This window comes from Chromobacterium sinusclupearum, from assembly GCF_002902845.1.
Classification (GTDB): Bacteria; Pseudomonadota; Gammaproteobacteria; order Burkholderiales; family Chromobacteriaceae; genus Chromobacterium; species Chromobacterium sinusclupearum.
In genome coordinates this window covers 27,479-44,932 of sequence record NZ_PPTF01000020.1, presented here as the reverse complement: position 1 = coordinate 44,932, position 17,454 = coordinate 27,479, and the positions used below count along the sequence as shown (strand labels likewise).

Sequence of the window (17,454 nt, the reverse complement as noted above, 5' to 3'; positions counted from 1 at the left end):
CGACGGAGGACAAATCAGATCACTTTACAGCCTAATCCGAGCATGAGGCGCCCGCCTGGACAGCGGGCGTCTCGTCGTTTCAGCGCGGCACGCTTTGCGTGCGCGCCGACCGGTGCCGGCCAAAATACGGGATAGTAGACAATGAGTTTGATGCGCAAGAAGAGCGTCCAGGGCATGCTGGCCACCGCTCAGACTTCGCGCGGGCTGCGAAAAGAGCTCTCCGCGTTTGACCTTACCATGTTGGGCATCGGCGCCATCATCGGCACCGGCATTTTCGTGCTGACCGGCACCGGCGCCACCATCGCCGGCCCCGGCCTGGTGCTGTCCTTCGCCATCAGCGCCTTCGCCTGCGGTTTTGCCGCGCTGTGTTATGCCGAATTCGCCTCCATGCTGCCGATTTCCGGCTCTACTTACACTTATGCCTACGCCACGCTGGGCGAGCTGATTGCCTGGATCATAGGCTGGGACCTGCTGCTGGAATACCTGCTGGCGTCCTCCGCCGTGTCGGTTGGCTGGTCCGGCTATTTCCAGAGCCTGCTGTCCGGCTTTGGCGTGACGCTGCCGCAGGCGCTGACCGCCGCCGCCGGCTCGGTGCCGGGCAAGGACACGTTGTTCAATCTGCCGGCCTTCTGTATCGCGATGCTGATCACCGCGCTGCTGGCTTTCGGCATCAAGGAATCCAAGCGCGTCAACAATGTGGTGGTGCTGATCAAGGTGGGCGTGGTGTTGCTGTTCATCGCCATCGGCGTATGGCATGTCAAGCCGGTCAACTGGCAGCCGGCGCTGCCGTTCGGCTTCTCCGGCGTGTTCCATGGCGCGGCCATCGTGTTCTTCAGCTTCATCGGCTTTGATGCCGTGACTTGCGCGGCCGAGGAAGTGAAGAACCCGGCCAAGGATATTCCGCGCGGCGTGATCTGGTCGCTGGCGGTGTGTTCGCTGCTGTACGTGGTGGTGGCCGCCATCATGACCGGTATTGTGCCTTATCTGCAGTTTGCCGGCGTGGACCACCCGGTATCGCTGGCGCTGCAGGTGGCCAAGCTGGACTGGTTCGCCGGTTTCGTCGATCTGGGCGCCATCCTGGGCATGATGACCGTGATCCTGGTGATGACCTACGGCCAGACGCGCATCCTGTTCGCCATGAGCCGCGACGGCCTGCTGCCCAAGATTTTCTCCGAAGTGAACCCGAAGTACGGCACCCCGTACAAGGCCACCTGGCTGATCGGCACCGTGATCGCGCTGATCGCCGGCCTGGTGCCGCTGCACACGCTGGCCGAGCTGGTGAACATCGGCACCCTGGCGGCCTTCACCCTGATCGCCCTGTCGGTCATCGTGCTGCGCAAGCGCGAGCCGGACCTGCCGCGCAAGTTCGTCTGCCCGGCCGTGCCGCTGATTCCGGGCCTGGCCATCCTGTTCTGCGGCTTCCTGATGACCCAGCTGTCGCTGCTGACCTGGGCCTGCTTCGCCGCCTGGCTGGCTATCGGCCTGGTGGTGTACTTCGGCTACTCGCGTCGCAATTCGCTGCTGCACAATCCGGCCTGATCCGACGGATGGAGTGAAAAAGGCGAGGCCCATGGGTCTCGCCTTTTTGCGTGGCGAGGCTCTTACGGCGTGGAGATGGCGGCTGTGTCTGTCCTGGTCATCGAACGGACGAGTTCGTCGGCCAGCATTTCTGTGCTTGCCTTGAGACCGGAGTAGGCTTGGCCAATATCCTTGCTGAGTGCTTCATAATCCTTGAATGCATAGGGTGAATCGCCCTGCGCGCTATTCGCTACGCGGACAAACTGCAATGGCTTGGCTTCTGGGTGATCGTGATCATATATGGATACGACCACGCGGCTCAGCGGTTTGTAGGGGTCGGTAGAACTCGGGGCGAAGTAGGATGCGTCCAGCTTGTCCAGCACCACGAGTTTGTGAGTGTTCAACTTGGCGGCGTCAAAATGATAGATGAGCGCCTTGTCGGTGCTTTCCTTCTGAACGTCGTCGAAGCTGGCCGCTTCTATTCCCGCTGTTTTCAAGTCTTGGTCCAGACGATTGCGGAATGCTTGTTGCAGCGTCGGCAACTCGGGGTGAGCCTGCAAATAGGCGTGATAGGCGTCTTGCAGGCTGCTGCTCTGCGATTTCATCTTGGCGACCGCCGCCGCGACATACAGGACGCCGAACAGCGTATAGCCGGTGGTGTTGAAGCTCACTTGTGGCAAAGCATCGTCAGTTTGACGGTAAAGCGAGACTTGTTTTTCACCAGCGAGTTGGCCGCTGCCGATTTCCTGAGACGCTTCAGTTTGGGCGAAGGCGGTTTGCGCCGCCAGGAGACTCAAAGCCGCTATCCATAGCTTGCGTTTCATATTTCACTTTCCAAATTATTTGAGTTATCTCTTTTACTTTAATATGCCAATTATCTTGACATTGAATTGTAAATGGAAATATGTAAATAGGGAATGTGGCCGGACAATGTTGCGGCTTGGCAGTGAGTCCATGGATGAAATGAAAAAAGCCATCCGCTGAGGGCGGATGGCTTTTGCTAGAGGGAAGAGGATCAGTCCGTCCGCAGCGCGATGAACAGCATGGCGTCGCCGCGTTTGACCAGCAGCGCGGCGTGGCCGCCGGAGTTGGCCAGCGCTTTCTCGAACGCGGTGATGCTGGTGACGTCGTTCTGGTTCAGGCCCATGATGATGTCGCCGGGCTGCAGGCCGGAGCGGGCGGCGGGGCCTTGCGCCTTCTGGATCAGCAGGCCGCCGCGGATGCCCAGGTCGGCCCGCTGCTCAGCCGTCAGCTCGGACAGCGTCAGGCCCAGCTTGCCGAACTGATAGCCTTGCGGCGTGTTGTCGTTGGCTGGCTTGGCATTGCCTTCCGTGTCCGGCGCCTGTTCCACCAGGGTGGCTTCCAGACTCTTCTCGAAGCCCTTGCGCCACACGACCAGCTTGATCTTGGTGCCGGGGCCGAGCGCGCCCACCAGCATCGGCAGGTCTTTGGAGCTGTCGATGACTTGGGTGTTCAGCTTCAGGATGATGTCGCCCGGCATCAGGCCGGCCTTGGCGGCCGGTCCCTTCGGATCCACTCGCACCACCAGCGCGCCGGATGGGCGCGGCAGGCCGAACGATTGCGCCAATTCCTGCGTGACTTCCTGGATATTGATGCCCAGTTGGCCGCGGCTGACTTTGCCCTTGGTTTTCAGCTGGTCGGCCACCTGCATCGCCAGGTCGATCGGGATGGCGAAGGAAATGCCCATGAAACCGCCGGATCGGCTGTAAATCTGCGAATTGATGCCGACAACCTCGCCGCGCAGATTGAACAGCGGGCCGCCCGAGTTGCCAGGGTTGATCGCCACGTCGGTCTGGATGAACGGAACCAGCGTCTCGTCGGGCAGGCTGCGGCCCTTGGCCGAGACGATGCCGGCGGTGACGGTGTTGTCGAAGCCGAACGGCGCGCCGATGGCGGCCACCCATTCGCCGACTTTCAAGTCCGACGGGTTGCCTATCTTGGCCACCGGCAGGTCCGCCGCCGCCACTTTCAGCAAGGCCACGTCGCTGCGCTTGTCCAGGCCCACCAGCTTGGCGCGCAGCTCGCGCTTGTCGGTCAGCGTGACGCGAATCTGCCGGCCATCGGCCACCACGTGGGCATTGGTCAGGATATAGCCGTCGCTGCTGATGATGAAGCCGGAACCGTAGGACACGCTGTCTTCCTGCGGCTGGTCTTGCTGCGGGGAGGGCGGCATGAAGCGGCGGAAGAAGTCATACAGCGGGTCGTCTTCCGGAACCGGGAGCTGAGGATGGCTGCTTGGCTGCGTCGAGACGGAAGCGTCGCGCGCCGCCTGGATATTGACCACCGCCGGCCCGTCGCGGGTGACCAGCTGGGTGAAGTCGGGCAATAGCATGGCCACGCGGCCATCCTGCTGGGCGGGAATGGCAACGGGAGCGGGTTGGCTGCTGCCTTTTACAAACTGCTCGATCCTGTCGCAGCCGGACAGTAACGACGCCGCGAGCAGGGCGCCGGCCATGATGCGGAGACTGTTGGTCACGGGCGATCCTTTTGGGCTGATGCGGGAAGGTAAATGGGGGCGGCTACGCGTTTTTGCAATCCGCTTATTGTCATGGGCGCCCAGTTTCTCTCTCCATTTTTATCATAACGGTTTTGCCGGATATTCGCAGAGGTCCGCGATGACGCAGCGGTGACATTCCGGCTTGCGGGCCTTGCATATGTAGCGTCCATGCAGAATCAACCAATGATGCGCGTCCAGTTTGAATTCGGCCGGCACGAATTTGAGTAGTTTGTCTTCCACCTCGCGCACGTCCTTGCCCGGCGCGATGCGGGTGCGATTGGAAACGCGGAAAATATGGGTGTCCACCGCGATGGTGGGCTGGCCAAAAGCGGTGTTGAGCACCACATTGGCCGTCTTGCGGCCCACGCCGGGCAGCGCTTCCAGCGCCTCGCGCGTTTGCGGCACCTCGCCGCCATGCTTTTCCAGCAGGATACGGCAGGTGGCGATCACATTCTTGGCCTTGGTCTTGTAGAGGCCTATGGTCTTGATGAACTCGGCCAGGCCTTCTTCGCCCAGCGCCAGCATCGCAGACGGGGTGTTGGCCACCGGATACAGCCGGCGCGTGGCCTTGTTGACGCCAACGTCGGTTGCCTGCGCCGACAACAGCACCGAGATCAGCAACTCGAACGGCGTGTTGTATTCCAGCTCGGTGGTCGGGTGCGGGGTGGCCTCGCGCAGGCGTCGGAAGATTTCCAGGCGTTTGGCGGCGTTCACTCTTTATCCTTATCGGCTTCCTGTTGCGCCGCTTTCATCGCGGCGGCGCGTTCCATCGCGGCGCGGATCACCGCCATCTTATCGGAGGAGGCGGTGGCGGCCACCGGCGCCTGCTGCTTGGCGCGCTCCATCGCTTTGCGGATCAGCTCGTTCTTGTCCACGGGCGCGGCAGCCGGCGCGGCGGTCGCGGCCTGCGCCGCCGCTGGGGCGGGCGATGCCGGGACGGCGGCGCGTTCGGCCAGCCGCTTCGCCTTGTCCGCCGCATCGCGCGCCTTGCGCGCCTGGCGGGCATCATAGCGCTGGCGGGCCAGGGCGGCGCGCGCCATCACGCGTTCGCGTTTGCCGTCGTCGGGATCGGTTACCGGCACCAGGTCGATGCAGTCCACCGGACAGGGCGCCAGGCACAGTTCGCAGCCGGTGCATTCGTCGGCGATCACGGTGTGCATCTGCTTGGCCGCGCCGACGATGGCGTCTACCGGACAGGCCTGGATGCACAGCGTACAGCCTATGCAGCTGTCCTCGCGTATCACCGCCAGCGCGCGCGGCTTGGGCTGCGGCCCGGCAGGGTCGAACGGGATGACCGGCTGATTCAGCAGCGCCGCCAGCGCCCGCACGCCGTCCTCGCCGCCCGGCGGGCAGCGGTTGATCGGGTCGCGGCCTTCCGCCAGCGCCTCGGCGTACGGGCGGCAGCCGGCATGGCTGCACTGACCGCACTGGGTCTGGGGCAGGAGGGCGTCGATCCGGTCGACGAGTGTGATGACGGCCATGCTACGGATTCCGCTTCAAAAACCATTAATTATCAATGTTAAGAGCTTTTGCTTCAACTCCCGCAATGCGCGGACGCTTTCTTATGCGACGGCAGTCTCTTCAGGCATGCGCTCCGCCAGACTGTCCAGCAGGATGCGGCGCAGCTGCTCCGCGGCATCGGGCAGCGGGGTTTGCGTCCGCAGCAGGGCCAGTTCCAGCCGCGGCAGCGACGGCAATCCGCACTCCGCGGGAGACAGGGCGCGTAAGTCCGAAGGCAGACCCAAAGCCGTGCGGGCGCTGATGCCCAAGCCGGCGCGCACCGCGGACCACAGGCCGGCCAGGCTGCTGCCGCTGACCGCCACCCGCCAGGGCTGGCCTGCCTGGTCCAGGGCATCGAAGGCCAGCCGCCGCACCAGGCAGGGCGCGTCGAATAGCACCAGGGGCAGCGGCCGTCCCGCTATGCTTGGCTGGCTTTCTTTCCGGCCTATCCAGTGCAATTGCGCCTGGCCCAATCTGTCCTGATGCGGCCAGGGCATGCCATCGCTCCATAGCAGGGCCAGGTCCAACTGGCCGCTGCGCAGCGCTTGCTGCAGCTCCAGGCTGCGGCTGACCCGCACTTCCACATGGACCTCCGGGCAGGCGCGGGCGAAAAGGCCCAGCGCTTGCGGAAGCATGCCTTCGCCGAAATCCTCGGCCAGCCCCAGCCGCACGCTGCCGGCCAACTCCGCGCCGCGCACCGCCTGCACGGCCTCGTCATTCAGCTCCAGCAAGCGGCGGGCATAGGACAGCAAAACCTCGCCGGCCGGAGTCGGCTCCAGCCCGCGTCCGTTTTTTTGCAGGATGGGTACGCCGGCTTGTTCTTCCAGTTTTTTCAGCTGGGCGCTGACAGCGGAGGTGGAGCGATGCAGCCGCTCCGCCGCGCGGGCAAAGCTGCCCAGTTCCACGCCGCTGGCGAAGCTTTGCAGCGCTTCCGGGTCCAGCAGGATTTTGCGCATTCAAATAATCCTATTTTTTGAGATTGTTGGTGAAAATATATGCGATTTTCAGGATGGTTTGCCAGGGCTACAGTAAGCGCATGTATTTACCGATGCCAAGGAGTACCGATGTTTTCTATACCAGAAGCCTTGCCCCGCCTCGCCCCCAAGCTGGAACAACTGACGCGCGAGGTATTGTTTGGGGATGCGTGGCAGCGCGCGGTGCTGTCTCCACGCGAACGCAGCCTGATCACGATCGCCGCCTTGCTTGGTCAATCGCGGCCGCACGCGCTGGAATTCCACCTGAGACGCGGGCTGGACAACGGCTTAAGCGCAGAGGAATTGGGCGAATTACTGACTCATCTGGCCTTTTATGTCGGTTGGCCATCCGCAACCGCCGCGCTGGAGCAGCTGGATGCCGTTCTGGCCGATCAGACAAGATAGGAGAGCCTCATGCCGTATGCCCGTATTTCCCTGCTTAAAGGCAAGCCGCCGCGCTATCTGCGCGCGCTGGCCGATGGTGTCCATCAGGCCATGGTGGAATGCTTTGCCGTGCCGCCGGCCGACCGTTTCCAGCTGATCCACCAGCACGACGCGGGCGAAATGATCTTCGACCGCGGCTACGCCGGCGGCCCGCGTTCAGATGATTTTGTGCTGGTGGCCATCCAGACCGGCCGGCCGCGCACGGCTGCAGCCAAGGCCGCCCTGTTTGCGCGGATGGCGGAGATACTGGCCGAGTCGCCTGGCTTGGCCCCGGCCGACCTGCTGGTGGCGATTGCTGACGGTGAGATGGACAACTGGTCGTTCAGCCATGGCCGCCAGGCCTCGACATTGAGCCGAGAGGAGCTGCAATCATGCTGACCATGCAATATCGCATCGTTTTACCGACTGATTATCCGATGGAAATCATCGAGCGCCGCATCGCCGAGCGTGGCCATCTGACCGACGGGCTGTCGGGACTGGCGTTCAAGGCCTACCTGTATGCGATCAAGGGCGAGCCGGGCGCCGCTGCCAATGCCTATGCGCCGTTCTATCTGTGGCGGACGGCGGAGGGCATGCGCGACTTTCTGTCCGGACCCGGTTTTGCCGCGCTGAGCGAATCGTTTGGCCGCCCCATTGTGAATGGCGGCGTGGCCTGGTTCGGCGAGTGGAAAGGCGAGGCGGAAGCGGCGCGCCATGCGGTGATCGAGCGCCTCTCCTTGGCGGCAGCGGAGTCTTTGGCGGCGCGGCGCGCGGCGGAGGAGGACTGGGGACGGACGCGGTTGCAGGATGCGAATACGCTGGCGGCGGCAAGCGCTTTCGATCCCTCGACGTGGCTGCTCACGCGCATCGTGCTGCTGCGTGAGGCACCGGACAATCTAGCGCTCGGCTGCGAGCATTACCGCGTGGGGAGGGTATCGCTGGGCGCGGAGTGATGTGTGTAGGGCTGATGCCCCGCTTGCGGGGCGATCTGCCATCCATTGTCTGCCAATGGCGGAGCGCCCTCCGGGCTTCCGCCCTACGAACAATCAGATCGGCACAAACAGCGTCAGCCAGGCGTTCCAGCCAGACGTGCGGTTGTGGGCGTCGAATTCGTCGTAGGCTTTCAGGTTGGCGTACCACTTCTGCTGGCCCACTTTGAAGAAATAGCCCAGCTGCGGGCCGAGGCCGGCGACGCGGGCTTTGTAATCTTTTTTGCCCAGTCCCGGCGCGCTGTCGTTTTCCAACTGATGGTAGGCGTAGCCGACCAGGCCGATGTGGAAGTCTTCATTCAGAAACTGCGAGAGCGAGACATCCAGGTGGGCGTCGTTGCCGTTTTTGTAGTCGGTGTCCGGGTTCTTCTGGTTGAATGTCAGCCCCAATACGGCGGAAAACTCGGTGCCGGTTTTTTCATTGAGATAGGTGTAGCCGCCGCCGCCGTCATAGGACCAGTGGTTCAGGCCCAGGTTGGCGTTGCGGTTGGGGTCGTAGGCGCCGACCGGCACGCCCATGGTGGCGTAGGCCAGGTAGTTGTGGTTTCCGCGGTTCCATTTCATCGTCGCCATCGGGTATAGATCGCCGAAGCCGTCATGGACGTCATCGCTGCTCTGCGAGCGCGTTCTGCCGCGCACAGTGGTGGTGGATTGGCTGGCGTAGGCCTCGGCGCGGCCATAGTAGCCGGTCATCGAGACCGCCAGCTGCGCGCCGGCTACCGGCGTGGCAAAGGTGTAAGTCGGAGACACAAACAGCAAATCATTCGGCGTGCTCTGCAGGCTAGCGGAGACCGCGCCTTTTCTGTTGCGTTTGACGCTCTCGGAGCTGGCTTTGCCGTGATAGGCGCTGAAACTCCAGGACCAGCCCGGATCGTTTTGCACGGCGGCGAAAGTGCCGATCTGTCCCGGCAGCCAGAAACTGACGCCGTTTTCATCGGCGCGGGCGGGCATGGACAGGGCGAGGCAGGCGGCGGCAGCGAAGGCGGCAAGGCTGAGGGCGGGGATTCGGTCTGGCGTGTTCATCTTTATTCTCATCGACGGTGCCTGATGGTCAGGTCTGTAACTGATTTGGATCATCGCAGATAAATATGACGTCTGCCAGCGGCGGCGCGCTGCCGGATCGCTTTACTCCGGTGGTATGCTGTATGAATTTTACTGGTCTGCAGCCTGGGCGAGATGATCAGAGGGATGAGGATGAGCATTCGGCTATTGCCGCCGCAAGCGGAGGACGCAGAGGCGCTGCTGGCTTTCGAGCTGAGCAATCGTGCCTATTTCGAGCACTGGATCAATGCGCGGCCTGAGGCTTATTACCGGCTGGACGCGGTGCGGGAGGCGATAGGCACGGCGGCGGGGGAGGCCAAGGCCGATGCCGGGTATCAGTATCTGATCTGGCGAGGCGACGAAATCGTCGGCCGCATCAATCTGCGTGGGGTGGAGCGGCGATATTTCCACAAGGCGGAGCTGGGTTACCGCATAGGCGAAGCGCATGCCGGACAAGGCATCGCCAGCCAGGCTTTGGCCACCTTGCGCGAGCTGGCGTTCGGCGAGCTTGGTCTGGCCAGGCTGGAGGCCACGGTGCGGCCGGCCAATCCTGGCTCGCTCAAGGTGCTGCAGCGCAATGGCTTTACGGTGTTCGGCAAGGCCGAGAAGAGCATGCTGCTGCATGGGCAATGGCATGATCTGTGGCATATGGCGTGTCGTTCGCCGCATATTCGCTTTCAATAAACCGTAAAACCTTTATTGGCCACGGAATCAGACGGGAAAACACGGAATAAGATCCATGCATGCCTGTGCGGTGGAGATCCCGCTGAATTTCTGCAACGGGCAAGGCGCTCATGGCGCGGTTGGCGGCGGCCTGTCTGCGTTCTATTTCGTTTCTGCGGCTCTGATGTTTTGAAAAGAAAAAAGGCCGTCGCGCGGGCGACGGCCAATCAGGCTCTCCTCAAGGGATTACAGCGGCTGCTGCAGCTGCGCCAGGATTTGCGGATTTTCCAGCGTGGATACGTCCTGGGTGATCTCCTCGCCCTTGGCGATGGAGCGCAGCAGGCGCCGCATGATCTTGCCGGAGCGGGTCTTGGGCAGGTTTTCGCCGAAGCGGATGTCGTCCGGCTGCGCGATCTTGCCGATCTCGTGCGCGACCCAGTTTTTCAGCTCGGCCGCCACGGTCTTGGCGGCGTCGCCCTGTGGGCGCGGCCCCTTCAGCACCACGAAGGCCACCACCGCTTCGCCCTTGACCTCGTGTGGCTTGCCGACCACGGCGGCTTCCGCTACCAGCGGGTTGGCCACCAGCGCTGATTCGATCTCCATGGTGCCCAGGCGATGGCCGGACACGTTCAGCACGTCGTCGATGCGGCCCATGATCCAGAAGTAGCCGCTCTCGTCGCGGTGGGCGGAATCGCCGGCCAGGTAGTATTTGCCGTCGAATTCATCCGGGAAGTAGGTTTTCTTGAAGCGGTCCGGGTCATTCCAGATGGTGCGCACCAGGCTGGGGAAGGGCTTCTTGATCACCAGGAAGCCGCCGCGGCCCGGTTCCACCTGGGCGCCGGATTCGTCCACGATATCGGCGATGATGCCGGGCAAGGGCAGGGTGCAGGAGCCCGGCTTGGTGGGCACTGCGCCCGGCAGCGGCGCGATCATCGCGGAGCCGGTTTCGGTCTGCCACCAGGTGTCGACGATGGGGCAGCGGCCGCCGCCTACCGTTTCGTAATACCAGATCCAGGCTTCGGGGTTGATCGGCTCGCCCACTGTGCCCAGCACGCGCAAGGACGACAGATCGTACTGTTTGGGCAGGTCGGCGCCCAGCTTGATCAGCGAGCGGATCGCCGTCGGCGCGGTATAGAAGATGGAAACCTTGTGCTGTTCGATCATGCGCCAGAAGCGGCCGGCGTCCGGGTAGGTGGGCACGCCTTCGAAGATGACCTGGGTGGCGGCATTGGCCAGCGGGCCGTAGCAGACGTAGCTGTGGCCGGTGATCCAGCCCACATCGGCGGTGCACCAGTACACGTCGTTGGGTTTGTAGTCGAACACCCAGCGGAAGCTGTTCATCGCGCCCAGCAGATAGCCGGCGGTGCTGTGCTGGATGCCCTTGGGCTTGCCGGTGGAGCCTGAGGTGTAGAGGATGAACAGCGGGTCTTCGGCATTCATCCATTCCGGTTCGCACGTTTCGCTCTGGCCTTCGATCAGCTTGTGCCACCACACGTCGCGGCCATCGGTCCAGTTGGCGCCGCCGTTGGTGCGCTGGTAGACCACCACGTGCTTGACCGATTCGGCGCCTTCCAGCGCCAGCGCCTCGTCCACGGTGGGTTTCAGCGGCACGTTCTTGCCGCCGCGCATGCCTTCGTTGGCGGTGATGACCACGCTGGCGCCGGCGTCCTGGATGCGGTCGCGCACCGCGCCGGCGGAGAAGCCGCCAAACACCACGGAGTGGATGGCGCCGATGCGGGCGCAGGCCTGCATGGCCACCACGGCCTCAATGCCCATCGGCATGTACACCACCACGCGGTCGCCCTTCTTGACGCCCAGGCTTTTCAGGCCATTGGCGAACTGGCAGACGCGGCGGTGCAGTTCGGCATAGGTGATGCGGGTGACGTCGCCGTCGTCGGCTTCAAAGATGATGGCGATCTTGTTGGCGTTGGCGGCCAGATGGCGGTCCAGGCAGTTGTAGGACGCGTTCAGCACCCCATCCTCGAACCATTTGAAGAACGGCGCCTGGCTGTCGTCCAGCACGCGGGAGAACGGCTTTTTCCAGGTGATCAGTTCGCGCGCCAGATCCCCCCAGAACGACAGGTAGTGATCATCGGCCTGTTCGCACAGGGCGTTGTAGGCCTCCATGCCGCTGATCGTCGCCTTGCGGCGGAACTCGTCCGACGGGGCGAAGCTGCGGGTTTCCTTGAGGATGGAATCTAGCGTCGACATGTATTTCTCCAGAGTCTTTGATGTTGTCGCCGCGCGCCGTGACAGCGCGCGGCCTGTCTATGGCATTGACATTTAGTGCTTGCTGGCGCCACTGGCGCCGATGCCGGTCATCGCCCGCACGTACTGGGCGTCGAACTTGGCCTTTTCATCCGCGGCCTGCTTGGACGTATCCAGCACCGAAATCAGCCAGGTGGCGACGAAGGCCAGGGTCATCGAGAACAGGGCCGGGTTCTTGTACGGGAAGACGGCATGTTCATGCTTCAGCACTTCCACCCATACCGTCGGTCCGAGCACGATCAGCACCACGGCGCTGATCAGACCGATCAGGCCGCCGATGACCGCGCCGCGCGTGGTCAGCCCCTTCCAGAACATCGACAGGAACAGCACCGGGAAGTTTGCCGAGGCGGCGATGGAGAAGGCCAGGCCCACCATGAAGGCGATGTTCTGCTTCTCGAACACCAGGCCCAGCACGATGGCCACCACGCCCAGCACCACGGTGGTGATCTTGGAGACGCGGATCTCGTCGGCCTCGTTGGCCTTGCCGTGCTTGAACACGCTGGCGTACAGATCGTGCGACACCGCGCTGGCGCCGGACAGCGCCAGGCCCGACACCACCGCCAGAATGGTGGCGAAGGCCACGGCGGAGATGAAGCCGAGGAAGATATTGCCGCCAACGGCGTCCGCCAGATGGATGGCTGCCATATTGCTGCCGCCCACCAGTTGGTGCACTTCCTTGCCGTCCTTCATCACTGTTTCCATCATCCCCGGCTGATTCAGCACCAGCATGATGGCGCCGAAGCCGATGATGAAGGTCAGGATGTAGAAGTAGCCGATGAAGCCGGTGGCGAAGAACACCGACTTGCGCGCCTCCTTGGCGTCGGCGACGGTGAAGAAGCGCATCAGGATGTGCGGCAGGCCGGCGGTGCCGAACATCAGCGCCAGGCCCAATGAGATGGAGTCGATCGGATCGGCCTTGCCCGGCGACATGATGGCGATGCCCTTGCTGTGCGCGGCGACGGCTTTTTCAAACATCAGTTCCGGGTTGAAGCCGACCGTGGCCAGCACCATCAGCGCCATGAAGGTGGCGCCTGCTAGCAGCAGCACGGCCTTGATGATCTGCACCCAGGTGGTGGCCAGCATGCCGCCGAACAGCACGTAGCACACCATCAGCACGCCCACCATCAGCACGGCCGAACCATAGCTCATGCCGAACAAGAGCTGGATCAGCTTGCCGGCGCCCACCATCTGCGCGATCAAATACATCGCCACCACCACCAGGGTGGACAGCGCGGCGAAGCTGCGCACTGGTCCTTGCTGCAGACGGTAGGACGCCACATCGGCGAAGGTGTACTTGCCGAGGTTGCGCAGCCGCTCCGCCACTAGGAACAGGATGATGGGCCAGCCCACCAGGAAGCCCATCGAGTAGATCAGGCCATCGTAGCCCTTGTCGAACACCAGAGCGGAAATACCCAGGAAGGATGCTGCCGACATATAGTCGCCGGCGATGGCCAGGCCATTCTGGAAGCCGGTGATGCCGCCGCCGGCGGCGTAGAAGTCGCTGGCCGACTTGGTGCGGCGCGCCGCCCAGTAGGTGATGCCCAGCGTGAAGGCGACGAACAGGAAGAACATGATGATGGCATGCCAGTTGGTGGCCTGCTGCTTGACATCGCCTTCTATCGCGCCCGCCGCCAACGCCAGCGTGGGCAGCAGGGCCGCCGTGCCGGCGGCCAGGGAGAGTTTGCGTGGCTGCATTATCGGGACTCCTCGACGATTTGTTGGGTCAGCGGGTCGAACTCGCGGTTGGCGCGGCGCACGTAGATGCCGGTCAGCACGAAGGCGGACAGGATGATGCAAATGCCCACCGGGATGCCCACCGTCATGGTGGCGCCAGCATACAGCGGCTTGCCCAGCAAGGACGGGTCGAAAGCCAGTACCAGAATGTAGCCGTAATAAATGGCCAGCATGACGATGGCCAGGGTCCAGCCGAGGCTGGTTTTCTTGTGGACCAGTTCCAAGTACTTCGGATTGGACTGGATCTTCTTCAGAGTCTCCTCATTCATGACATCCTCCTTTGGGGGTGTGCTGCGCTTGAAGGGGCGCTGATCCAAACATACGAGAGGACGGCGGCGGTAATCTAATCGTATTTTTTGATGCGGTAAATTTGTCGCGCCGATGATGGCATGGGAAATATTATGAAAATCAATAGTCTGTAGTGGAATTTTTGCTCGAATTTGCGGCGGTTGAGCTGTTTGTCATAATGACGTTGGGTTTTGTGTTGCGATTGGGGGAGAGGGGCAATCAGTTGGATATGGCGCGGGGGGCTGGCTGAGATAAGCGGCTGACTCAATGCTGGGGCGAAGATGGCGGCAGGGCAGCCACACCTATATGGTCCGGAGGCAGAGGCGCGGTCAGGCTGAGCTTGGCCACCCGGCAACCTTGCCAAGTCAGCCGCGCGGGGGCGGCGTTTTGGAGGCGAAGCGCATGCAGGCCTGGCCGGAGGCCTCCTGCACATCGAGGCAGGGCAGGCGTTTGCTGGAAAAGCCCATCGCCCGGCAGCCATAGGGGAAGCTGGGATTGTAGGTGACGAAGTAGTGCTGGCAGCGCCGGCACAGTAATGCGCCGCGCGCGGGGCGGGAGTCTGGCATGACGGCTAGGCAAAATGACGAACCCGCCCAGCTTAGCAGCGGGCGGGCGGTTTGGGGCGATTATTCGCCGGCTAGGGTTAGGCCGTCGCGGTGACAGGCGTCAGGAACAGCGCCTGCTCGTCCAGACGGCGTTTTTGCAAGCCGGGCAGCACTTTGCCGCCGGCCTTGTCCCACAGTGGGAACTGTCCGGCCGCGCCCTGGTAGTCGCCCTGGTTCAGCAAGCGCAGCAGGGTGGAGCTTTGCAGATTGCCCAGGCCCAGGTTGTAACTGAAGCTGATCAGCGCATCGAACTGGTTCTGATTGATGGCCGCCTTGACCAGATTGGACACGCCCTGTTCAAAGCGCTGCAAGTCCTGGCTCAGCAGTTGCGTGGCCTGGCTGTTGCTGATGCTCAGGCCCGCCCGGACATCGGGTCCGGTGTGGCCATAGCCTATGGTCCAGACGCCGACCGAGTCCTGATAGGCGGTCAGCCGCAACCCTTCGAATTGCTGGATCAGCTGGATGCCGTTGCTGCTGGTTTGCATGAGGTAGTCTCCTTTATCTGCGGATAGGGTAGGGGGCGAGCGCCATGAACGGTGGCGCAGATGTCACTGCGGTCGAGTCGAGCGGGCAATGGCGGCTTGGAAATCTGTTTGGTATTTTTAATTTTATCGGCAATACGCGGATGTCAAGATATAAACCGGATTGCCGCTATTCTGGCAGCGGGAGAATCTATTGTTTATTAATGAGAAACAATAAATTTGTTTAGCCGGGCTATTTCACGAAATGAAAACCGCTTACATTGAGCATCGTCCGTCGGCGGCAATGCCGTGTTGACTTTCCAGCAGAGGCTTCCATGTCCCAAACGCGTTACACCTCCACCGCCATCTTCCTGCACTGGCTGATGGCCATCATGCTGCTCTGCCTGTTTGGCATGGGCTTCTATATGCATGGTTTATCGCTGTCGCCGTTCAAACTGAAGATCTATTCCTGGCACAAATGGGCCGGCGTCACGGTGTTTTTGCTGGTGTGGCTGCGCCTGATTTGGCGCTTTGGACACCGGCCGCCCGCGCTGCCCGCCGGCATGGGCAAGGCAATGCGGGCGCTGGCGCATGTCGGCCACTTGGTGCTGTATCTGCTGATGATCGCCATTCCGCTGTCCGGCTGGCTGATGAGCTCGGCCAAGGGCGTGCAGACGGTCTATTTTGGCGTGCTGCCGCTGCCTGATCTGATTGCGCCGAACCCCGAACTGGGGCATCGCCTGGGTGCCTTGCACACCGCGCTGAATTACCTGCTGGCGGCGACCGTGGTGGGCCATGCGGCCGCCGCGCTGAAACATCATCTGCTGGACAAGGACGACGTGCTGAGCCGCATGCTGCCGTGGCGCGCGCGTTCTTGACCCTTACCCGGAGAACTGAACATGAAAATCCAATCCCTTGCGCTGTCCTTGCTGATAGGCAGCGTCTTGGCGGCCCCGCTGGCCGCCCGCGCGGCGGCTTACACCGCCATCCAGCAGGACAAGAGCCATATCGCCTTCGGCTATAAGCAGATGGGTGTGGGCATGCAGGGCCAGTTCAAGAAATTCTCGGCCGTGCTGAATTTTGATCCGGCCAAGCCGGCGGCGTCCAAGGCTGAGCTGACGGTGGACATCGCCAGCATCGACACTGGATCGGCCGAGGCCAACGACCAAGTGTCTGACAAGGACTGGTTCAATACCAAGCAGTATCCGACCGCCCGCTTCGTGTCCGGCGCCATCAAGCCGCTGGGCGGCAACCGCTTCCAGGTGGACGGCAAGCTGACCATCAAGGGCCGCACCCAGGCCGTCAGCACCGTCGCCACCATGACCCCGCAGGGCGCGATGGCGGCTTTTGACGGCGCGCTCAGCATCAAGCGCGCCGATTTCGCCATTGGCGAGGGCGACTGGAAGGACTTTGGCACCGTCGCCAATGAAATCCAGATCAAGTTCCACCTGCTGGCGCGCGCCAAATAAGCGCAGCCGCTTTCAACCAAGGAAAGAAGCCATGAACAAACTGACTCGCCTCACCCTGGCCGCCGTGGCCTTCGCCGGCTTCAGCAGCGCCGCGCTGGCCGCGCCGGAAACTTACGTCATCGACGGCACCCACACCTTCCCGCGTTTTTCTTACAGCCACTTTGGCTTCTCCACCCAGCTGAGCCGTTTTAACAAGACCAGCGGCACCATCGTCTTGGACAAGGAAGCCAAGACCGGCTCTGTGGACGTCACCATCGACATGAAATCGGTGGACACCGGCTACCCGGTGTTCAACGGCCACATCCAGGGCGCGGACTTCTTCGATACCGCCAAGTACCCGACCGCCACCTTCAAGTCCACCAAGGTGTTGTTCGACGGCGACAAGCCGACTGCCGTGGAAGGGAGTCTGACCATCAAGGGCGTGACCAAGCCGGTGACGCTGACGCTGAGCAGCTTCCTGCAGCAGCCGCACCCGATGCTGAAGAAGGATGCCATCGGCGCCAATGCCAGCACCGTGGTCAAGCGCAGCGAATTCAACGCCGGCAAGTATGCGCCTTACGTCGGCGACGAAGTGACCATCACCATCGCCGTGGAAGCCATCCACGAATAAGCCGTCTTGCCGGTTTAGGACGGAAACGGCCGCGCTTCGCCAAGCGCGGCCGTTTTGTTTGGCTCATTCAGTTTGATCGCCACCAGACCAGCACCGCGATGACGCTAGGCATGGTGAAAACCAACAGAAAAATAGGCAGTTCCTCGCGCAGCGTGTAGCCGGCGCGGCTGACGCCTATCCACAGATTCAAGCCGGCGACTGCCAGCCATAGCGGGATGAAGATCAGCGCGGCGGCGGCGAAGTGGCCGCTCAGGTGGCCGCAGGCCAGGCAGACGGCCAACAGCGCCAGTCCACCCAGCATGACCAGCGCGGTATGCATGGCTTGCTCCTTGGTTTTCCATTCATCGATGACTGGGTTGAATCTCCAGCAGGCGTGATGCTTGAAGGTAGTTT

General features: G+C 62.4%; 20 protein-coding genes. 8 read left to right on the top strand and 12 right to left on the bottom strand.

The annotated features are described in order from the left end of the window. The first annotated feature begins 141 nt into the window (after positions 1–141). A complete protein-coding gene (gene bcaP, locus C2134_RS06565; RefSeq protein WP_103318566.1) occupies positions 142–1,539 on the top strand; it encodes a branched-chain amino acid transporter BcaP in 1,398 nt (465 codons plus the stop codon). Between the two features lie 62 nt (positions 1,540–1,601). On the opposite strand, the gene C2134_RS06560 is transcribed toward bcaP, so the two are convergent. From C2134_RS06560 to C2134_RS06540, 5 genes are all read right to left on the bottom strand, one after another. Further along, positions 1,602–2,342, bottom strand: a complete 741-nt coding sequence (locus C2134_RS06560; RefSeq protein WP_103318564.1) for a hypothetical protein — start codon at positions 2,340–2,342, stop codon at positions 1,602–1,604. Positions 2,343–2,533: 191 nt separating this feature from the next. Continuing rightward, entirely contained in the window at positions 2,534–3,994 is a 1,461-nt protein-coding gene (locus C2134_RS06555) for a DegQ family serine endoprotease (RefSeq protein WP_103318562.1), read from the bottom strand. Positions 3,995–4,117: 123 nt separating this feature from the next. Next, entirely contained in the window at positions 4,118–4,750 is a 633-nt protein-coding gene (gene nth, locus C2134_RS06550; protein ID WP_103318559.1) for an endonuclease III, read from the bottom strand. Further along, on the bottom strand, positions 4,747–5,517 hold the full coding sequence (rsxB, locus tag C2134_RS06545) for an electron transport complex subunit RsxB (protein WP_103318557.1): 771 nt from the start codon (positions 5,515–5,517) through the stop codon (positions 4,747–4,749). Before rsxB ends, nth begins: the two co-directional genes overlap by 4 nt. Before the next feature lie 81 nt (positions 5,518–5,598). Further along, the gene (locus C2134_RS06540; RefSeq protein ID WP_103318555.1) at positions 5,599–6,492 is read right to left on the bottom strand and encodes a LysR substrate-binding domain-containing protein; all 894 of its coding nucleotides are present in this window, start codon (positions 6,490–6,492) and stop codon (positions 5,599–5,601) included. 108 nt (positions 6,493–6,600) lie between these two features. On the opposite strand from C2134_RS06540, the gene C2134_RS06535 reads away from it, so the two are divergent. Genes C2134_RS06535 through C2134_RS06525 form a run of 3 tightly spaced genes read left to right on the top strand, consistent with a single transcriptional unit; the run spans position 6,601 to position 7,886 of the window. Further along, entirely contained in the window at positions 6,601–6,915 is a 315-nt protein-coding gene (locus C2134_RS06535) for a carboxymuconolactone decarboxylase family protein (protein ID WP_103318553.1), read from the top strand. A gap of 9 nt (positions 6,916–6,924) precedes the next feature. Beyond that, the gene (locus tag C2134_RS06530) at positions 6,925–7,332 is read left to right on the top strand and encodes a tautomerase family protein (protein ID WP_103318551.1); all 408 of its coding nucleotides are present in this window, start codon (positions 6,925–6,927) and stop codon (positions 7,330–7,332) included. Then, positions 7,326–7,886, top strand: a complete 561-nt coding sequence (locus C2134_RS06525) for a DUF4865 family protein (RefSeq protein ID WP_103318548.1) — start codon at positions 7,326–7,328, stop codon at positions 7,884–7,886. Before C2134_RS06530 ends, C2134_RS06525 begins: the two co-directional genes overlap by 7 nt. A 93-nt stretch (positions 7,887–7,979) precedes the next feature. On the opposite strand, the gene C2134_RS06520 is transcribed toward C2134_RS06525, so the two are convergent. Next, positions 7,980–8,945, bottom strand: a complete 966-nt coding sequence (locus C2134_RS06520) for a SphA family protein (RefSeq protein ID WP_233196374.1) — start codon at positions 8,943–8,945, stop codon at positions 7,980–7,982. A gap of 171 nt (positions 8,946–9,116) precedes the next feature. On the opposite strand from C2134_RS06520, the gene C2134_RS06515 reads away from it, so the two are divergent. After that, a complete protein-coding gene (locus tag C2134_RS06515; protein ID WP_103318545.1) occupies positions 9,117–9,647 on the top strand; it encodes a GNAT family N-acetyltransferase in 531 nt (176 codons plus the stop codon). A 225-nt stretch (positions 9,648–9,872) separates the two neighbouring features. Here the strand turns inward: C2134_RS06515 and acs are convergent, their stop codons facing one another. From acs to C2134_RS06490, 5 genes are all read right to left on the bottom strand, one after another. After that, positions 9,873–11,837, bottom strand: a complete 1,965-nt coding sequence (acs, locus tag C2134_RS06510; protein WP_103318543.1) for an acetate--CoA ligase — start codon at positions 11,835–11,837, stop codon at positions 9,873–9,875. A 72-nt stretch (positions 11,838–11,909) separates the two neighbouring features. Continuing rightward, on the bottom strand, positions 11,910–13,589 hold the full coding sequence (locus tag C2134_RS06505) for a cation acetate symporter (RefSeq protein WP_103318540.1): 1,680 nt from the start codon (positions 13,587–13,589) through the stop codon (positions 11,910–11,912). After that, positions 13,589–13,897, bottom strand: a complete 309-nt coding sequence (locus C2134_RS06500) for a DUF485 domain-containing protein (RefSeq protein ID WP_103318538.1) — start codon at positions 13,895–13,897, stop codon at positions 13,589–13,591. The genes C2134_RS06505 and C2134_RS06500 overlap by 1 nt, the downstream gene beginning before the upstream one ends. Positions 13,898–14,281: 384 nt before the next feature. Further along, entirely contained in the window at positions 14,282–14,482 is a 201-nt protein-coding gene (locus C2134_RS06495) for a hypothetical protein (protein WP_103318536.1), read from the bottom strand. 77 nt (positions 14,483–14,559) lie between these two features. Continuing rightward, positions 14,560–15,006, bottom strand: coding sequence for a lysozyme (locus C2134_RS06490; RefSeq protein WP_103318534.1), 447 nt, complete (start codon positions 15,004–15,006; stop codon positions 14,560–14,562). Positions 15,007–15,317: 311 nt separating this feature from the next. Here C2134_RS06490 and C2134_RS06485 point away from each other — a divergent pair, with 311 nt between their 5' ends. Genes C2134_RS06485 through C2134_RS06475 form a run of 3 tightly spaced genes read left to right on the top strand, consistent with a single transcriptional unit; the run spans position 15,318 to position 17,061 of the window. Next, a complete protein-coding gene (locus C2134_RS06485) occupies positions 15,318–15,860 on the top strand; it encodes a cytochrome b (protein ID WP_103318531.1) in 543 nt (180 codons plus the stop codon). Positions 15,861–15,881: 21 nt separating this feature from the next. Then, positions 15,882–16,451 carry a YceI family protein gene (locus tag C2134_RS06480; protein ID WP_103318529.1) on the top strand — a complete coding sequence of 190 codons (570 nt, stop codon included), beginning with the start codon at positions 15,882–15,884 and terminating at the stop codon, positions 16,449–16,451. Positions 16,452–16,482: 31 nt separating this feature from the next. After that, the gene (locus tag C2134_RS06475; RefSeq protein ID WP_103318527.1) at positions 16,483–17,061 is read left to right on the top strand and encodes a YceI family protein; all 579 of its coding nucleotides are present in this window, start codon (positions 16,483–16,485) and stop codon (positions 17,059–17,061) included. Positions 17,062–17,128: 67 nt separating this feature from the next. Here the strand turns inward: C2134_RS06475 and C2134_RS06470 are convergent, their stop codons facing one another. Continuing rightward, positions 17,129–17,380, bottom strand: coding sequence for a hypothetical protein (locus C2134_RS06470; protein WP_103318525.1), 252 nt, complete (start codon positions 17,378–17,380; stop codon positions 17,129–17,131). Between the last annotated feature and the right edge of the window lie 74 nt (positions 17,381–17,454).